This window comes from Nocardia altamirensis NBRC 108246 (assembly GCF_001612685.1).
Lineage (GTDB): Bacteria > Actinomycetota > Actinomycetes > Mycobacteriales > Mycobacteriaceae > Nocardia > Nocardia altamirensis.
The window spans coordinates 43,968-60,001 of record NZ_BDAY01000030.1; the positions used below are offsets into that span (position 1 = coordinate 43,968).

The 16,034-nt window shown below is 63.7% G+C and carries 18 protein-coding genes; 16 read left to right on the forward strand and 2 right to left on the reverse strand.

The window, feature by feature from the left end; translation table 11 throughout:
* Nucleotides 1-143 precede the first annotated feature (143 nt).
* A complete protein-coding gene (gnd, locus tag NA11_RS17580; RefSeq protein WP_069163074.1) occupies nt 144-1,172 on the reverse strand; it encodes a phosphogluconate dehydrogenase (NAD(+)-dependent, decarboxylating) in 1,029 nt (342 codons plus the stop codon).
* A 333-nt stretch (nt 1,173-1,505) separates the two neighbouring features.
* On the opposite strand from gnd, the gene NA11_RS17585 reads away from it, so the two are divergent.
* Nucleotides 1,506-3,407: a VanW family protein gene (locus tag NA11_RS17585; protein WP_069162997.1), complete on the forward strand. Its 1,902-nt coding sequence runs from the start codon at nt 1,506-1,508 to the stop codon at nt 3,405-3,407.
* A 257-nt stretch (nt 3,408-3,664) separates the two neighbouring features.
* Nucleotides 3,665-3,925 carry a hypothetical protein gene (locus NA11_RS17590; RefSeq protein WP_141717660.1) on the forward strand — a complete coding sequence of 87 codons (261 nt, stop codon included), beginning with the start codon at nt 3,665-3,667 and terminating at the stop codon, nt 3,923-3,925.
* A 249-nt stretch (nt 3,926-4,174) separates the two neighbouring features.
* Here the strand turns inward: NA11_RS17590 and NA11_RS17595 are convergent, their stop codons facing one another.
* The gene (locus NA11_RS17595; RefSeq protein ID WP_167837664.1) at nt 4,175-4,417 is read right to left on the reverse strand and encodes a helix-turn-helix domain-containing protein; all 243 of its coding nucleotides are present in this window, start codon (nt 4,415-4,417) and stop codon (nt 4,175-4,177) included.
* Nucleotides 4,418-4,589: 172 nt separating this feature from the next.
* On the opposite strand from NA11_RS17595, the gene NA11_RS17600 reads away from it, so the two are divergent.
* From NA11_RS17600 to NA11_RS17665, 14 genes are all read left to right on the forward strand, one after another.
* Nucleotides 4,590-4,814, forward strand: coding sequence for a helix-turn-helix domain-containing protein (locus tag NA11_RS17600; protein WP_069163000.1), 225 nt, complete (start codon nt 4,590-4,592; stop codon nt 4,812-4,814).
* Between the two features lie 112 nt (nt 4,815-4,926).
* Entirely contained in the window at nt 4,927-5,172 is a 246-nt protein-coding gene (locus NA11_RS17605; protein WP_069163001.1) for a hypothetical protein, read from the forward strand.
* Nucleotides 5,169-5,483 carry a hypothetical protein gene (locus NA11_RS17610; protein ID WP_069163002.1) on the forward strand — a complete coding sequence of 105 codons (315 nt, stop codon included), beginning with the start codon at nt 5,169-5,171 and terminating at the stop codon, nt 5,481-5,483. The genes NA11_RS17605 and NA11_RS17610 overlap by 4 nt, the downstream gene beginning before the upstream one ends.
* Before the next feature lie 96 nt (nt 5,484-5,579).
* Nucleotides 5,580-6,395 carry an alpha/beta fold hydrolase gene (locus NA11_RS17615; RefSeq protein WP_167837665.1) on the forward strand — a complete coding sequence of 272 codons (816 nt, stop codon included), beginning with the start codon at nt 5,580-5,582 and terminating at the stop codon, nt 6,393-6,395.
* A gap of 8 nt (nt 6,396-6,403) precedes the next feature.
* Entirely contained in the window at nt 6,404-7,186 is a 783-nt protein-coding gene (locus NA11_RS17620) for a hypothetical protein (RefSeq protein ID WP_069163004.1), read from the forward strand.
* A gap of 40 nt (nt 7,187-7,226) precedes the next feature.
* A complete protein-coding gene (locus tag NA11_RS17625; protein ID WP_069163005.1) occupies nt 7,227-7,916 on the forward strand; it encodes a hypothetical protein in 690 nt (229 codons plus the stop codon).
* A gap of 452 nt (nt 7,917-8,368) precedes the next feature.
* The gene (locus NA11_RS17630) at nt 8,369-8,656 is read left to right on the forward strand and encodes a hypothetical protein (protein WP_069163006.1); all 288 of its coding nucleotides are present in this window, start codon (nt 8,369-8,371) and stop codon (nt 8,654-8,656) included.
* Between the two features lie 612 nt (nt 8,657-9,268).
* The gene (locus NA11_RS17635; protein ID WP_069163007.1) at nt 9,269-9,466 is read left to right on the forward strand and encodes a hypothetical protein; all 198 of its coding nucleotides are present in this window, start codon (nt 9,269-9,271) and stop codon (nt 9,464-9,466) included.
* A 210-nt stretch (nt 9,467-9,676) separates the two neighbouring features.
* Nucleotides 9,677-9,967, forward strand: a complete 291-nt coding sequence (locus NA11_RS17640) for a hypothetical protein (protein WP_069163008.1) — start codon at nt 9,677-9,679, stop codon at nt 9,965-9,967.
* A 154-nt stretch (nt 9,968-10,121) separates the two neighbouring features.
* The gene (locus NA11_RS17645) at nt 10,122-13,094 is read left to right on the forward strand and encodes a polymorphic toxin type 15 domain-containing protein (protein ID WP_141717661.1); all 2,973 of its coding nucleotides are present in this window, start codon (nt 10,122-10,124) and stop codon (nt 13,092-13,094) included.
* 3 nt (nt 13,095-13,097) lie between these two features.
* A complete protein-coding gene (locus NA11_RS17650; protein WP_069163010.1) occupies nt 13,098-13,739 on the forward strand; it encodes a GAD-like domain-containing protein in 642 nt (213 codons plus the stop codon).
* A 31-nt stretch (nt 13,740-13,770) separates the two neighbouring features.
* The gene (locus NA11_RS46660; protein ID WP_245745927.1) at nt 13,771-14,538 is read left to right on the forward strand and encodes a hypothetical protein; all 768 of its coding nucleotides are present in this window, start codon (nt 13,771-13,773) and stop codon (nt 14,536-14,538) included.
* Nucleotides 14,539-14,955: 417 nt separating this feature from the next.
* Nucleotides 14,956-15,564: a hypothetical protein gene (locus NA11_RS17660; protein ID WP_069163011.1), complete on the forward strand. Its 609-nt coding sequence runs from the start codon at nt 14,956-14,958 to the stop codon at nt 15,562-15,564.
* Between the two features lie 21 nt (nt 15,565-15,585).
* Entirely contained in the window at nt 15,586-16,020 is a 435-nt protein-coding gene (locus NA11_RS17665) for a hypothetical protein (RefSeq protein WP_069163012.1), read from the forward strand.
* The last annotated feature ends 14 nt before the right edge of the window (nt 16,021-16,034 follow it).

The window sequence follows — 16,034 nt, forward strand, 5'->3', positions numbered from 1 at the left end:
ATGGCATTTCTCTACGGAATCAACTATCTGTTCTGGTTCGGCCCGCTGGCGGTCGCAAAGCTGCTGGCTCAGGCCGCGGGCTTCTGACCCGCCGGTAGCTACACCCGTCGCGGCTCCCGCCGCATCCGGGAGCCGCGACGGTGCTACTTCCCCGGCAGCTCGTGATGCCCGCCGAACGCCTGGCGCATCGCCGAGAGCATCTTGTCCGCGTACAGCGATTCGCCGCGTGAGGAGTACCGCTGGAACAGCGCGGACGCCAGCACCGGTACCGGAACACCGGTGTCGATCGCGGCGTCGACCGTCCATCGGCCTTCCCCGGAATCCGAGACCCTGCCGTCGAAGGAATCGAGGTTGGGATCGGCGTACAGCGCACCGGCGGTGAGGTCCAGCAACCAGGAGGCAACGACCGAACCGCGCCGCCACACCTCGGTCACCTCGGGGATGTCGATGTCGTACTGGTAGTACTCGGGATGCTCGAGCGGGGTCTCCTCGGCGGAGAACTCACCCGAGTGCTCGGCGCCGTAGTTGGCCTTGTGCAGAATGTTCAGGCCCTCGGCGTAGGCGGCCATCGCGCCGTACTCGATGCCGTTGTGCACCATCTTGACGAAGTGGCCTGCACCGGCCTGTCCGCAGTGCAGATAGCCCTGCTCGGCGGGCGAGGGTTCGCCGGTCCGTCCCGGCGTCCGCGCCGCGGCCTCGACGCCGGGAGCGATGGATTTCAGCAGCGGATCGAGGTACTTCACCGGCTCCGCCTCGCCGCCGATCATGAGGCAGAAACCGCGGCTCAGGCCGAAAACGCCCCCGGAGGTTCCGATATCCACGTAGTGGATGCCCTTGGGGCGCAACTGTTCGGCGCGCTTGATGTCCTCGTGGTAGCGGCTGTTGCCGCCGTCGATGATGATGTCGCCCGCCTCGAGCAACTCGGCGACCTGGTCGATGACGGCGCCGGTGGCGCCCGCCGGGATCATGACCCACACCACCCTCGGCGTCTCGAGGGCGGCGACGAACTCCGCGAGATCGGTGCTGCCGTGGAAGCTCTCGCCGAGCTCCTGGCGCAATATGTCGATCTGATGCGCGCGGCGTTCATAGCCGACGGCGGTGTGCCCGTCCTTGACGATGCGGCGCACGATATTGGCGCCCATCCGGCCGAGTCCGATCATTCCCAGCTGCATGCCATCCATCTCCCTCGGTATGTGGTCGCGCCGGAGGTCCGTCCTAGCGAGCCCTGGTGGCGAGAGGTCTGTTCGATTGTCCCGCGTCGGTTCGATCCTGCTTCGTCCGGCTGTGTAACGCACGGTGCCCTACTCCGATAATCAGATCGGCTCCGCGTAGTTGCCAGACCCCCGACCCGGCAACTGCGCGGGGCCTTTGCATGTGGCTTCTGGAACATTGCAGGGTATTTGCTGGTCATCAGCGCTCCGCTGACGTTGTCGGCGGGGCGCACTATCGTTGGCGGAGACTCGCACGGTGCGGGTCCCAACTCAACCGAACGGGGAGGACGGTTCGTGACGAGCCAGTCGAGCACCGGACGCCGCGGCCAACAACCAGCAGGCGAGGTCGGCCTACGCCAGCTGCTCGAATCGGCCCAGGCACACGGGGCGACCCGGCCACCGGAATGGTCCGGCGACTCGGCACCCACCGAACCGCTGCAACACTCCCCACGGGCAGGCCACCGCGCCAAGCACGGTGAGCGCCCGGCCGGACAGCGTCGGCCGGTTTCCGGTCCGCCGCCGAAGCGGTTGAACCGCACCGTTGTTCGGGTCGGGATCGCGGTCGGCGCGGTGTTCGTCGTTGCCGGCATTGCCTATGGCGTAGACCTGGCGCTGTCTTCTGGACAGGTGCCGCGGGGGACGGTCGTCGCGGGTGTGGACGTCGGCGGTATGACTACCGCAGCGGCCGATGCGAAGCTGCGTGCCGAGCTCGGCCCCAGGTCGGAGCGGGAATTGCCGCTGCGCATCGGTGACGTGCAGACTCGGCTTGTCCCCGCCGCCGCGGGCCTGGGTGTCGACTGGGACGGCACCTGGGCCCGCATCGGCGACCAGCCGCTCAATCCGCTCACCCGTCTCACGTCGTTCTTCAGCAGCCGTGACGTCGCGGTGGCCAGTGCGGTCGATGATCTCGCACTGGATCGCCAGCTGACCGCGCTGCGGGTGCACGATCGCCCCTCGGTCGAGGGCACCATCGCGTTCGACAAGGCACGACCGGTGGCCGTGCCGCCGGTGCCCGGCCGCGTGCTCGACATCGCCGCCGCCCGCGACGAGCTCATCGATCAGTGGATCGCCGGTGCGGTACTCGATCTTCCGGTGCATCCCGCGCCGCTCACGGTGCGGCCGGAGGCGGTCGACAAGGCATTGCGTGAGGTGGCCGAGCCCGCGGTGCGCGCGCCGATCACGTTCGCGGGTAAGGGCGCTGCCGCCAAGCTGGATCCGGAGCAGATCGCGTCGGTCGTCTCCTTCGTGCCCGATGGTCAGGGCGGCCTCGGACTCACCGTCGATCAGAACATCGCGGTCGGTTTGCTGGCGCCGCAGCTCGCGGCTTCCGAGGTCGAGGCGAAGGACGCGACCTTCGCGCTGACCGGCGGCAAACCGACGGTGGTGCCCGCGGTCGTCGGCGACAAAATCAACTGGCCGAAGACCTTCGAACAGTTCACCGCGCTGTTGGCCGCGCCACAGGAGCGGACCGGCCAGGCCGTCTACGAGAAGGTCGAGCCGAAGCTGACCACCGAGGCGGCGCAGGGGCTCAACGTGGTGGAGACGATGGGGTCGTTCACCACCAACGGGTTCAGCGGGCCGTCCGGTGTCAACATCAGGGTCGTCGCCAGGAAGGTGAACGGCGCGGTGGTCAAGCCGGGCGACACGTTCTCGCTCAACGACTTCACCGGGCCGCGCGGCACGGCGGAAGGCTACGTGGAGTCCGGCATCATCGACCACGGCAGGCCGAGCACCGCTGTCGGCGGCGGCATCAGCCAGTTCGCCACCACCCTCTACAACGCCGCGTATTTCGCGGGTATGGAGGACGCGGGGCACACCGAGCACAGTTACTACATCTCCCGCTACCCGGCGGCGCGCGAGGCGACCGTCTTCGACGGCGCGATCGATCTTCGCTTCCGCAACAACACGCCGAATGGTGTCTTCATCGAGGCGGTCACCACGGATTCGGAAGTAACCGTGCGACTTTGGGGGACGAAGACGCTCAACGTCGAATCGATCACCGGCGAGAAGAGCAAGCCGACCGAGCCGACGACGATCAAGTTGCCGAAGGGTAAGGACTGCATCGCCTCCGAGGGGGCGCCCGGATTCACAATTTCTGACACGCGGGTGATCAGTGATCGGCGCTCCGGTCGTGAGGTTTCCCGGGCGACTCGGACGGTCAAATACGATCCGATCCCCGTCGTGAAATGTGAGTGAGCGTAAAGCTTTTGGGGCCCGCGCGCGGCACTCGGTGAAAGGGCGCGCGGCGTTCTCTACCAATAAGTAGCGAACACATAGCTATCTCTCAATGCGGCGCTGGTTGGCGCGGGGGGCCGTGAAACATCGTGCGGCAGGGGGACTTTGGTGAGCGACCCCTCGGCGAATGGGATATAACTACGCCAGATTCCGGGACGCCAGTCCGGTTCTGTTTCGGAGTGGGGCTCAAGGTAGAGCAAAGTGAAGGGGAAACAGTCGTGGAGCAGATCGACTCAGTCAGACCGTTTGCCGCAGGGCGGGCAGCAGATGCGGCAGTCATGCTGGGTGCGACCATCGGGGGCGACGTTGCCTTGCGAGTTGTGCAGGGCAGTGGAACGTTGTGCGATGTCGTTCTTGCTGCGTGGGCGTTGGGGGTTGAGCCGATCGAAGCGGTTCTCCAGTACGCAACGGCGGCCACCGGCGTGATCTTCGAGAACCTGGCGGTGGTGGACGGCGGCGCGGATCCCCGCTGCGCCTGACGATTTCGTGCCGTGCGGCATTCGGGGTGCCCGCACGGTCGGGTGGTCGGCGTTGATCAACTAGGTGTCTCGGCGGCGTTCGCAGCCTTCGTGGTTCGCAGAACTGCTGCTTCGGCCCTGTTGCTTGCGCCGTAGGCGTGACACGGTGCGCCGCAACAGATCGCACGACGTCATCTCGACGCACGGTCTCGGGCAGTCGCTTTCGCGCTGCCGGGATCGGATGACGCCGTCGGTGTGTGCGGTGCTGGGTTACTCCTCGGGACGTTCGACGTTCTGCAGTGCGGCCGTCACGAACTCCCGCATCGGGATGTCCAGTGCGGTGCACAACGCGTGCAGCTGCTGCATGTCCGGCGAGCGGTCGCCGTTCTCGAAGCGCTGAATAGTGCTGACGCCGAGGCCGGTCAGCGCGGCGAGCTGTGGGCGCGTCAGCGCGCGCCGAGCCCTGGCGGCGCGGAGCTCTGCCCCCACCGCATGGTTAATGTCCGAAGCCACCTTTTTCACACCCATACGGACCATTCTGAGGTCCGATTGGCTACCTGGCAAACGACATGCCGAACGGAGTGTGCTTCGGCGTGCCGCGCATACCCCCAGCTAGCGGGGCATATCGCCCATAACGGTCCACGATGAGTTGCAACAGGTCCGAACGGACCTTAGTGTGCTCCGTATGGAACACCTAGACCACGTGGTTGCCGAGCGAGTGCGGCGCGCCATGTCCGATGCGGGATTGTGTCCCGAGGACCTGGCCGCGCGTTCCGGGCTACCGGCGTCCGACCTGCGCAGTCTGCTCGCCGCGCACGGCTCGTTCACGGTCGACGAGCTCAATCGGATCGCCGCGGCAGTGCATTGCCGCATCGTCGACCTGCTGCCTGACGACGGGGATTTGTTATGAGTTCTTCACCTACCAGGCCGCCGTTCGGCGAGTCGCATCAACGACCTTCGGCGTGTCGTACCAAACATTTTGTGATGCGAATCACTCTGTCGCACGGGGTGGATGAGCGTTCATGAGCGATCGATCAGCAACCGCTCAGAGGGCGCTCGATGAGGTCGCGCGCAACGTGCCGCGGCTAGACGGATTCGGCGCCTGGCGTTCGGGAACCCCGGACTTGCCGTACCGCACCGGCACGGAAGCGCATGCCGTCGCCCTGGTGCTCATTCATGATCCCCGCGACGCCCGCGTCCGCAGCACGACACTTATTGCCACGCCCCAGCGCTCGACCGGCGTGCCCGCCGAGCGAGGCCTCCGATGACCCGCAGGGCGCGGACCCGCCGCGCAGACCCGGCCCTCGACGCGTTCCGCAGGCACATCGGCGCCCGTGTTGTCTTCACGCCGGCGACTCCGGAACGTGGCGGCGTCGAGCACGGCGTCATCGTCGACGTCGACCACCGCATGGTGTACGTCGACTATGGCTACCGCAATCCGGTATGGCCCGAACTGGGTTACGCCATCGCCACTCATCCGGCGAACCTCCGACTGGAAACCCCTGTCGCACAAGTAGATACCTGCGATCACTGTGGATCCGCCGAACGGCGAGATCCGGCCTTTCTCGCCGCCCGCTGATACCAGCGCATCTCCCATTCTCATCTGTCCGACGTCGAGCGGACGTGCTCTGTCATGGGCTCGTCCGGTCGCGTCGTCCACGAAAGGAAAGCCCCCGTGGCTGTTTTCGGGCCGTATCGCCGTTTGTTCGGCAAGCTGATCGCCGTCGACGAGGTCATCGATGTCCTGATCGTTGGTGGTACCTGGAACCCGAATGGGGATCCGGTCACCGCGGCATTCGCAGAGGCGTTGGATCCCAAGCACTTTCGAGTCCAGATGGTGCCCTACCCCGCCGACTACGGTCGCCGGGTCGCCTTCGCCGACAGTGTCGCTGTCGGCAGGAAAGCGTTGATCGAGGCAGTCGAGGCGACGCCGAATCGGGTAGTGCTGGCGGGATATTCGCAGGGCGCGGCTATTGCGGGTGACCTGGCCGCGGATATCGGACAAGGTTTGTATCCGCACTTGGAGGTAGTGGCCTGCGCTCTCATCGCCGATCCCCTCCGCCCGCAGGGCCGGTGCATCGGCGACGATCCCGGTGGCTACGGCGTCGTCGGTCAACGCCGGATCGAGAACATTCCAACGTATTGGGCTGCCGCGCAAGGTGATCCGATCACCGCACTGCCTGCGGGAAACCCGCTGCGGCTGATCGCCGATATCACCGCATACTTCAGCCTCACCAGCCCGGAAGCCATGCTGCGCTGGGGTAGAAGCATCATCGAGGTCGCGACCAGCCGCCAATTACAGCGCTGGTGGTCACCGGCGAACTGGCGCACCTGGGGTGGCGCCGTCGCCTACGCCCGCGGGTACCTGTTCGACGGGCGGCACACCGACGACTACGTCCGGCACGGCCATGCCCGGCGGCTCGCCGAGGCGGTCAACCGTGCGGTGGTCGAGGGGGCGGCCTCGGGCCTTCGCGGCTCGCAAGCGCGCTGAGCCCGCTGATGCCCTGGTTCCAAGTCGACGATCAGCTCGGTTTCCATCCCAAGGCCGTCGCGGCAGGCAACGCCGCGATGGGTCTGTGGGTGCGTGCGGGCTCCTGGTCGATGCAGCAGCTCACCGAGGGTTTCGTGCCGGCGGCGATCGTGCGCGGCCTCGGCTCGGCCGCACAAGCGAAAAAGCTTGTGGAAGTAGGCCTGTGGACGGCTGTGGATGGCGGCTACCGCTTCCACGACTGGACCGAACGGCAGATGTCCAAGGCCGAGATCGAAGACCGGCGCCGCAAACGAGCCGCCGCAGGCCGCAAAGGCGGACAGGTTTCCGGGCAGGCGCGCCAAGCACGAGCGCAAGCACATGCTTCGACACCTGCTCGAACAAGCTCTGCCCCACCGGCTTCAGCCCCTGCCGCACCAGTGGCCAAGCAAACCGGAACCCCTGTCCCTGCCCCTGACCTTGGAAAAGCTGCCAAGGGAGGGCAATCCACGCCACCGTCCCGGCAATGCGTTATCCACCGAAACCACTCGGCGCCCCCACCGTGCGGTGGCTGCGCCGAAGCGCGGCGCACCAGGGAGCGCTGGGATGCCGCCCACAGCAACGACCTCCGTGCCGACGCGGTGCACCGCCGCGAGGCCGCCAGACATTGCCCGATGTGCGACGACGCAGGGTGGCGCAACCCGCCGCCCGAACTGCTCGCCGTCAACCCCGATCCGCCGGTGCTGCGCTGCGACCACCACACCGCGACCACGCTCGACCACTGGCATTCCACCGAAGAGGAAGCGACACCATGACGACCTCCGCCGCCACCCGTGCCACGCCGGTCGGTTCCCGATGACCGAGAACCCGAACCACCTCTACCTCGATCGCGCCGACATCCTCGCCCTCGCCGACCTGCTCCGCGAAATACCAGACCTGGCAGAAGATCTCGCCATCTCCCTGACCCGGCAATCCCGCCTCAGCACGCGCGGCGACTACCGGATGAACCGCAGGCCGAGTGAACAGCCACTGCCCTACAACCCCACAGCGTCCCGAGCCACCGACGAACTGCATGCGGTACTCGTGTCATGGGTGCGTTTGGTTTGTGAACAACGCGCCATCGAATACACAGGCGCTACCTCCACGCCCGGCCTGGCCCGCTGGCTCGACCGCAATATCATCGCGCTCGCCATGACCGAAGGCGCGGAAGGCGCACTCCCGGAGATCCGTTCGGTGGTACAAGCCGCGGCATGGATTGTTTGTCCACCCGCCGCGCCGACCGTGCTGGACGACCGGAAACTCGAGCAGGCGCGTCGGCACCGGCTCAACGCGTCCGGGATCGCCATGCTCGCAAAAGAACTCGGTGAACCTTTCCGAGCCCTCACGGTCCGGCGGATCCAAACCTTGCGTGACGCAGGCAAGATCGCCCCGCTCCCCGGCCCATGGGCGCCGGGGTGGCCCGAGCTGTATTTGGTCGGCGACGTGCTCGACGGGCATCTGGCACACCCGATTCGCCGCCGGGTTCGCGCCGCAGCTTCGAATTGAGTTGCGCGGAAATACGATTCGACATCGGCCTGATCAACTGGCGTGTTACATATACACCATATGATGTGAATCACACCATAACCCTTGAATTGCTGAGGCTTCAATCTTGCGGCGTTGCCGCCGTGCATGATGCCTGAGGATTGCCGGGCGGTCGAATCATTTTGCTATCAACTCCTTCGGGGCGTGCCGACAACATGGTGCACAAGGCGCAAGAGTGCTGATCACGGCTGTGTGGTGGCCCGATGGGCGTAGAAAACGCGGTAGGACAACGGGTTTGTTGACATTAATTCGAAATCCGCATGGCGCATGACCCGTTACCTTCGAGCAATCGATGGCCGTTTCTCGCGTCTGCTGAAGGGTCGCTGGTCGAAGAACCCTGTGATAGAAAACTTGTGATCGGTCACCATCGGGTGGTCGATAGAAGGACCAATTCTTCTAGGGGAAGACTTTTCATGAGCAAATTGCGTGTGTTCGGCGTTGTCCTTGCTGCCTCTGGCATCATTCTGGCCGGTTCGGGCATGGCGGCAGCGGCGAACCTGCCGCTCGAGCCGGCCAGCCCTGCAGCGGTCGCTGGCGAAGACACGGGTTCGGCCAAGCTCCTCGAGGGCCTCGCCACCGGCTCGAAGGGCAAGACCGCGGGCACCGAAGAGACGACGGGCTCCGCTACGGGTTCGGCCGCGCTCCTGACGGCGCTTGCCACCGGTTCCGCCGGGAAGCCCGCGCCCGCGCCCGCCCCCTAATCGAAAGCCGGAGAGGCGCACTAACCCATCAAGTGAGCCTGTCCGTTTCGGAGGAGACATGATTGCCCCGCCTCATTTGAGGTGGGGCAGTTGTCGTTTCGGAGGGTTGTAGCCTGCCGGTGCTCGACTGCCAAAAATGTTCTCTACCTGCGTCTTTCGCTACTCGATGAACTTCGGGGTTGACATCCCCGGTTCGCTTAGGTGAAGATCTGTGCAGCGCCATAGCTGCGCCTTCCTCCCGCTTTACCGGGAATCTTTCCTTCTTCCAAAACTTTTCATAGTTCGCCGTTCGTGGCCCCGGTCCCCCATGGGACTGGGGCCACGAACGTTTGCGCACCAGGACATTCCCTCGTCCTCCCTGATCCCGTGTGGCACGCCCCCGAAACCTCTTCAACGTCAACGACGAGCGGGCCAGAGCCTGCCACATGCCCGCCCCGGAAACCACGCTCCCGTCTCCCGCTGACCCCTCACGCGCGGTCGTAGACGGACGAAGCATCCGGGGCGTTCCGCCCCACCCCGGTCACCCCTGGCCGGGGTGGGGCTCCAAACCTCTCCGATCACCGGCGCCGAAATCACCTGTCGCCAAACCCTTCTCAACGATCGAGGCCTGACATGGACATCCCCGTGCTCGAACAACTGGAGCTGGCAAGCCACGCCACCCCCAAAACCCCGCTGACCATCGACCACGCCCACCAGGCCATGCGCATGCACCGCGCCTGCGCCGTTGACCACTGCCATCGAAAAGCACTCGCCTTCGCCACCCTCATCGCCGCAGGCCGCATCGTCCCCGACTCATCCCGCCAGCGCTGACGAGAGGAGGTGATTCCCTTGCTGACCATCGTCCTCGACCTCCTGAAACTGGCCTACGACCTCGCGCCCTTCATCCTCCCGCTCCTTGGCCTGTAAGGCCGGCTCGGCTGAGGTCCACTCCGGCGAAGCCGACGCCCATCGAACGAGGCCGACCTATCGCCCGTCCCAAAGGCAATGATTGGAGCTGAAATGTTCAGCCACGCAACAGTAATGGAAGTCACCCCCTCGCTGTACGGGGAGACGCTCTACGTCCCCGGCTTCGACGGAATCCTGAAAACCGAATACGACGCGGGGTACAACACCCTCCGGCTGGTCGTCGGGTACAACCTCGAGAAGATCACCGAAATCCATCGAATCCGCGTCAGCGCAGGCCCGCTCACCAACAACGGCGCCTGGCAGATCGGCCCGATCCGCGTACGCGACGGCTGGCAGAACTTCTTCTACACCCAACAGTTCCTCCGCAACGGCAGCTGGATCGCGATCGATCCACCGGCCGCGTAGGTCGCGCAGCAGACCTGAATTCCCAGTCCGGATTCCGACCTCACCCCGCCGCCTCACGGCTGGGTGAGGTCATCTCCGCAGTCGGTTCGGCGCCAACGACCCATTGCGGTCGGCACCTGCCCGTTCGGGCCGAATCAGTTAGCGAGGTTCCGCCATGGCGACGGATACTGTCCGCCCGACCGCTGAGTCCTTTCCGCAGTGGGTTCCCGCGCGTGCCTCGAACCTGTCGGCAATGTCGAACAACGGTCTGGCATCAGAGTATTCGGACCGCGCCGATGCGCAACGCGGCGGGCGAGTACACAACTTCCATGGCATGACGCCGAACTCGTCGGCTCGCATGGTCGACCGGCTATTTGTCCGTATGGACCTGACGGCCGGAAGCGACGAAATGCGCCGTGCGGCAGGCGTTGCCGACTCACTTGCGGTGGACTATGCGGAGCCCGTTCCGCAAGCGCAGCCGATCAGCGATCCTGTCCCGGGCATACCGCCAACCGCGCCTGTGGTGTTGCCCCGCGCGAAGGAAATCGTTGACCCACAAGCCTTCACACCGATGGACGAGTTCGGAAACCGGCCACCCCAGCCCGACACCGTTCCGAACCCGAACAACACCGCGCTTGCGCCGGGACCCGCACAGGCTGCCCCGCCGCAGAATGGTCCTGCCACCGCGCCGCCAACTGTGCCCGTTGCGCCGGCCCAGCAAGCCCCGCCCGCTCAGCCAGCACAGCCGGCGGCCACACCGGACCCGGATATTTTTGGTTTGCCGGACACCACAGGTCGTCAGCCTGGTGACGAGTGGGACTCGACGCTGCCTGACGGCCGGATCGTGCATAACCGAATTCCGTTCGGAAACGGGAATCAAACCGTTGACCAAACGATTCCCGATGGCAAGGGCGGTTTCACCCAATCGCGTGTTGCGGGTAACGGTGCAGGAGGGTGGCAGCGCTGGAATGTCAATGCAGACGGCACTGCCTTCTACGGCAGCAAAGACGACCGTGAATCCGGCATGTACGCCCAAGATTTCGACGCGGGCTCTTCGACATCCGGAGCCCCGGATCGGGTGCATGTTGCGACGCCGGACTACAAAGGCATTCAGAATCCCTCCTTCGATGCTGACGGAAACTTGGTCGGTGTCGACATTGCGGTGCCGAACAAGTACGGGATGTACGACAACTACCACTACGACAACTACAACAACCTGACGATATCGAGTGCCAGACCTGATGGAAAGGGTGGTATCGAAAGCATATTCATCGGTCAGTTGGACAGCAACAATGAGGGTTGGCAACTGGGACCCGACGGTAAACGTTGGGAAGTGGGCAAGGATCTCCATGGCCGTACCACAATGGGTCGAACAGAACAGTTGGTCACCGGTACCCACATCTACTTTGTCGACCACCGTGGCGTTCTTTTCGATACCTTCAACGGTATCGGATCGGAGAAGTCTTACACCGATACCTACGACGACAAGAATGCATTTGTTCGAAAGTATCGAGATGGCGTTGTCGTAAACTACGACCCGAATGGGAAACCCCTTTCGGTGCAGCTGCCGCCGGACCGCCGTGATGCCGTACAAAAGGGCTGGGATTGGTCTGTCGGCGTCGGTAGCAGCCTCAAGAACTGGGGTGCGGACCTGGCGTCGAATTTCAATTTCGCTCCCGGTCTGCTCGCTGCCAGTAATCCGATGAATCCTGCCTACCAGGCTGCCGCAGCCGATCACTACGACCGAACGGCGAATGCAGTCGCCGCGCCTGGCCGTCTGCTGTGGAATGGCGTCGTAGATTCCGCCACAATCGTTTCCGACTGGTGGCGCTACAAGATTGTCGGCGCAATGTACGGCTTGGGCAGCGATCCCGTCACTCCTTCTGGGCGGGCTCGTATGCAATTTTCGCAGCAACAGATGGAGAAGGCGCCTGCCGATTGGGAAGCCGCGCTGGCCCTCACCACATTCCTGCCGATCGGCGGGGCATCTGTTCGTGTCGGGACAACTGCACTACGGAGTGGTGAGATCGCTGTCGCAGAGGCGGCCGCGGCGGCGGCAGCTCGACGGAGTCTGCCAGCGGCAGTCAGTCGGACGCTGTCCGATTTGAGCGCCTACAACCCCTTGCGCAATCTTCCTGATTTCGCGAAGAACAGCTTTGACTCCATGCGCAATCTGCCTGGTTTCGCCGCCAACGGATTGCGAAACGTCCCTGGTGTGACCAGCGCTGGTGCAGCGCTGCGGAACATCCCGGGCAACTTGATGTCGGGTCTCGAGCGATTCCGTACCGTTCCTGAACGGTTCCAAGTCTGGCGCGATGCGAAGATCGAGAGTCTCATCGAGTCGGTCGCACACCTTGAAACGACTGCTCGCGTCGGCATTTACAATACCGGTGCCGTATTGGATAGATTGCGGTTCCGCCTCGGTTTCACCAGCCTCGAGCCGCAGCTTGCCACCGGAGTTCGCGCCTTCTCCGAGGTCGATAACCTTTTGGCAGATACCCTGCGAGCGAGGTTTGCGGCAACTCACGGTCCGGGAGCTGGGTTCATCCCACGGTCCGGTGGCTCTGTTTCCATGCCGAACAATATGCTTGGGCCGGTACGGCCTCGGACAACGCAGAAGCATACAGTGAATTTCAACCGTGGTAAGACCGTAAATACCCGGACCAAGATAGGTGAGACTGTCCGTCAGGTCGACGGCCAGATCGCCGGCGTGAACAAGATGACCGCCAACGAGTTGCTGCACAACATGAAGACGGTCTCGCGAAAGGGTAAGGCTCAAAAAGCGGCAAACAAGACCTACAAGGATGCGATTCGCGACGAAGAGTTGTTGAAAGCCCTTCAACTGCAGCGTGACAATCCAGCACAACTGGGCGGCAAGAAGCCGGCCCGTTATGCCGAAGAACAGATGAAGACGCGCACGAAGGACTTGGCGGCACTTCATGAACAGGACATCGTGGCTGGTGGCCTGGACGTGATCGGTCTCGACGTCACCGGGCTGCCCAAGATGGGTGACACATTTGTGAACTCTTCGCTGGGCAGCCAGTGGGCGCATCGCGGGTTGGCGGACGACCTCAGACGGTACGCTGAGGACTTGGTCCGAGCGGGCCAGGGCGATTATCTGTTGAATGTCGAGTGGATTCTGAGGTAGGGGATGTCTTTTCCGGTCAAGGATGTAACCCGCAAGTGGGGTCGTCCGAGTTTTTCGGTTCCCGCTCCCGAGGAACGGTTCGAGAAGTACGCAGGTCAGGTTCCTAATTTTCTGCTCGACCTGTGGCGAGAGGTTGGCTTCGCTGGTTTCCGGAAGGGGCTGCTATGGCTGTGTGACCCTGAGGAGTGGCAGTCGGTGGTGGATGAGTGGACGTCGGGTATCGACTTGCCGTTCGGTGACGACAAGTGGATCGCGGTGACCAGATCGGCATTCGGCAAGATGGCACTCTGGGGGCAACGGACCGGATTGAGCCTGACGATCACCCCCCACTACGGCTGGCTGCTGCCCATGGACAAGTCGGACTATATGTCGGACGACTACTTGAGGGACGCACAGATTCTCTCCTCATTGCAGGCGGCGACCCAGGACACCTTCGACGTGGATGGTGATGACGACAAGCCGCTGTTCAAGCGGGTGTTGAAGCGGTTGGGGTCGGTTGGTCCGGACACCATGTATGGATTCGTTCCCGCTCATGCACTCGGTGGACCGATGCTGCCCGACCACGTGCAGATCGTGGACGCGGCGGTGCACATGCAGATCCTCAGCCAGGTCACACCGCGAACGATCATGGTCAATCCCTACTAGCTGACAGATGCCAATCAGCGGGGGAGGAACCATGCCGGACAAGTCGATTCGCGACTTGCTCTTCACTGATTTCGACGGTGCATCGGTGGAGGATCCCGACAAGGTGATCCTCGATGCCTTGGATGATCCCCGCTATCAGCAACGAGTCGCGCCGCTCGAGCGGTTTCTCGAAGAGGAATCCAATCCGCCGTACGATCGCTTCCTTGCTTGTTGCGCGCTGGCTTCCTGGGCCGAACCTGTTGGCTTCCAAGCGATTGTCGAGGCGGCGAGGGCAGGAACTGAAGCGGCCTGGTTCGGTGCTCTGATTGATCGGCGATACTCCGTGGACGAAACGTTCACCTATCTCGGCGAGGCCATGCGGGTCAGCAAGAACTTCGTCGGCGAAAAGTCCACTGAGCAGGACCGTTTGGCCGCACTGCGTGCGCTGATCGGCATCGCCGATCGCTTCTACTTCGATTGGCACCTCGCCGGGGCGATCGATGGCAGCACGGCCGCCGCCGTCAATGCCGACGTGGCCGCCACTGTCCGGCGGGGCATCGCGGCGTTGACCAACGGTGAACGACCGCACTTCGATCTAGGGGGCCAACTGGCCGGGTTGGTGGTGTCCCTCGCAACTGCCGACGAGTCGACAGCTGTTCAGCTCGGCTACGAGCTGGCTCGAATCGACAGCACCCCAAGCACTCTCATCCGTCTCGCGGCGATCGCATCGCCGGGATCCACCCCCGACAGTCGTTCATTCGGCGAGTACCTCAGCACGATCGGCGACGAGCGAGTGCGGGCCGCGATCGCAGAAACCTGAGCTGGACAACATCTATGGAGTCATTCCCGCTCATGCACTCGGTGGGCCGATGCTGCCCGACCATGTTCAGATTGTGGACGCGGCGGTGCACATGCAGATCCTCAGCCAGGTCACACCACGAACAGTCATAGTCAATCCTTACTAGCCGATAGACGCCAATCAGCCTGGCTAGAAGCATGTTTCACGGACTTTGAAATTTGATCTTGCGTTAGGTGAAGGTCTTTTGCTAGGCTGAAGTCGTTAGCGTGTTGTGTACCTGCTAGCCATCTTTGTCACCCAATCCCGTTGTCGGGGTTGGGTTTTTTCATGCCCCCTCTCGGGCGCCCCCATGACCGACGGTCTCTGCGCAGGCATTCGAAAGACCTCTCTCGAACCATGCAGTGCACCAACCGAGTTCAGATCAGGTGACGAAAAACATTGTCTGACAAGGAAATTGTCGAATCCATTCAGTTCGCCAACCACCAGCCACCACCGGAGTACGTGAAGACCGACACCGGTCAACTGGTCACGCCGGAGTTCCTCGCGTTCATCCAGCAGGCGCTCAGCGGCAAGCTCGCCGAGTCCGCGGAAACCGCGGCGCTGGATCCGCAGGTGCAAGCGTTGGCCGAGGAGCTGTCGGTGATCCACCTGCCGGAATGGCGGAGCACGCAGTCGCCCAAGACGGCAGAGCCGACCGTGACCGGGATGAAGCAGGCGACGCGCGTCGCCGAATACCTCGTAAAGCGCGGTGTGCGTGTGCATCCCGAGCTGGAGGAGATCCGCTGGGTGGCCACACCGGGTGGCCCGCCGGGTGCCTTCGACACCGGACTCCATGTCACCAAGGACGAGAACGGCGCGTGGCCGGCCCCGGATCCCGAGTCGTTCTACGACCTCGACGACATCCAGACCAACCAGACCGATGACGGCCACTGGTACGCCGTCCATCCCCGCGGCCTGTCCTTCGAGGCCGCGACCAAGACCGAAGCCTATGCGGGAGTCGTCGATCAACTGCGACAGCGGATCGAGCAAGCCCGGCAAGAGCCATAGCCACGAAAGGGTGGTAGCGCGATGACTGAACGAATCGTGTTCCCCGACATCGAGAAGACTCTGGTCGATTACCTGACCGCGCAACTCCTCGCCGCGTCCGACACCGCAAAGGTTGTCACCCGGATTCCGGACCCGCGGCCGGTACGCATGGTGCGGGTGAAGCGCAATGACCGACTGCTGCGGCAGGACATCGAGGACCGGGAGGGGCGCCGCGGGCCGAACTTGATCCTGGATCGTCCCCGCGTGGTCCTCGAATGCACCGACGACTCCGGTGCCGCAGGGGGTTTGGCCGGTCGCGTCCGCTCCATCCTTTCGGCTGCCGCGCCCGGCTACCTCGGTCCTGTGTGGTGCGAATTCATCGAAGATGTCGGCGTCGAGAACGATACCGACCCCGCGACCGCTGCCCCACGTCAGGTGATTGTCGTCGACCTGATCGTGCGCGGTGCGACTGCCTGAATCACCAGACAACG

Excerpts from the sequence above, each read along its gene's own strand:
- NA11_RS17650 (WP_069163010.1), top strand. The coding sequence starts at position 13,098 with ATGTCTTTTCCGGTCAAGGATGTAACCCGCAAGTGGGGTCGTCCGAGT.
- NA11_RS17610 (WP_069163002.1), top strand. The coding sequence starts at position 5,169 with ATGACCCGCAGGGCGCGGACCCGCCGCGCAGACCCGGCCCTCGACGCG.
- NA11_RS17630 (WP_069163006.1), top strand. The coding sequence starts at position 8,369 with ATGAGCAAATTGCGTGTGTTCGGCGTTGTCCTTGCTGCCTCTGGCATC.
- NA11_RS46660 (WP_245745927.1), top strand. The coding sequence starts at position 13,771 with ATGCCGGACAAGTCGATTCGCGACTTGCTCTTCACTGATTTCGACGGT.
- gnd (WP_069163074.1), bottom strand. The coding sequence starts at position 1,172 with ATGCAGCTGGGAATGATCGGACTCGGCCGGATGGGCGCCAATATCGTG.
- NA11_RS17625 (WP_069163005.1), top strand. The coding sequence starts at position 7,227 with ATGACCGAGAACCCGAACCACCTCTACCTCGATCGCGCCGACATCCTC.
- NA11_RS17640 (WP_069163008.1), top strand. The coding sequence starts at position 9,677 with ATGGAAGTCACCCCCTCGCTGTACGGGGAGACGCTCTACGTCCCCGGC.
- NA11_RS17645 (WP_141717661.1), top strand. The coding sequence starts at position 10,122 with ATGGCGACGGATACTGTCCGCCCGACCGCTGAGTCCTTTCCGCAGTGG.
- NA11_RS17605 (WP_069163001.1), top strand. The coding sequence starts at position 4,927 with ATGAGCGATCGATCAGCAACCGCTCAGAGGGCGCTCGATGAGGTCGCG.
- NA11_RS17620 (WP_069163004.1), top strand. The coding sequence starts at position 6,404 with ATGCCCTGGTTCCAAGTCGACGATCAGCTCGGTTTCCATCCCAAGGCC.
- NA11_RS17600 (WP_069163000.1), top strand. The coding sequence starts at position 4,590 with ATGGAACACCTAGACCACGTGGTTGCCGAGCGAGTGCGGCGCGCCATG.
- NA11_RS17635 (WP_069163007.1), top strand. The coding sequence starts at position 9,269 with ATGGACATCCCCGTGCTCGAACAACTGGAGCTGGCAAGCCACGCCACC.
- NA11_RS17665 (WP_069163012.1), top strand. The coding sequence starts at position 15,586 with ATGACTGAACGAATCGTGTTCCCCGACATCGAGAAGACTCTGGTCGAT.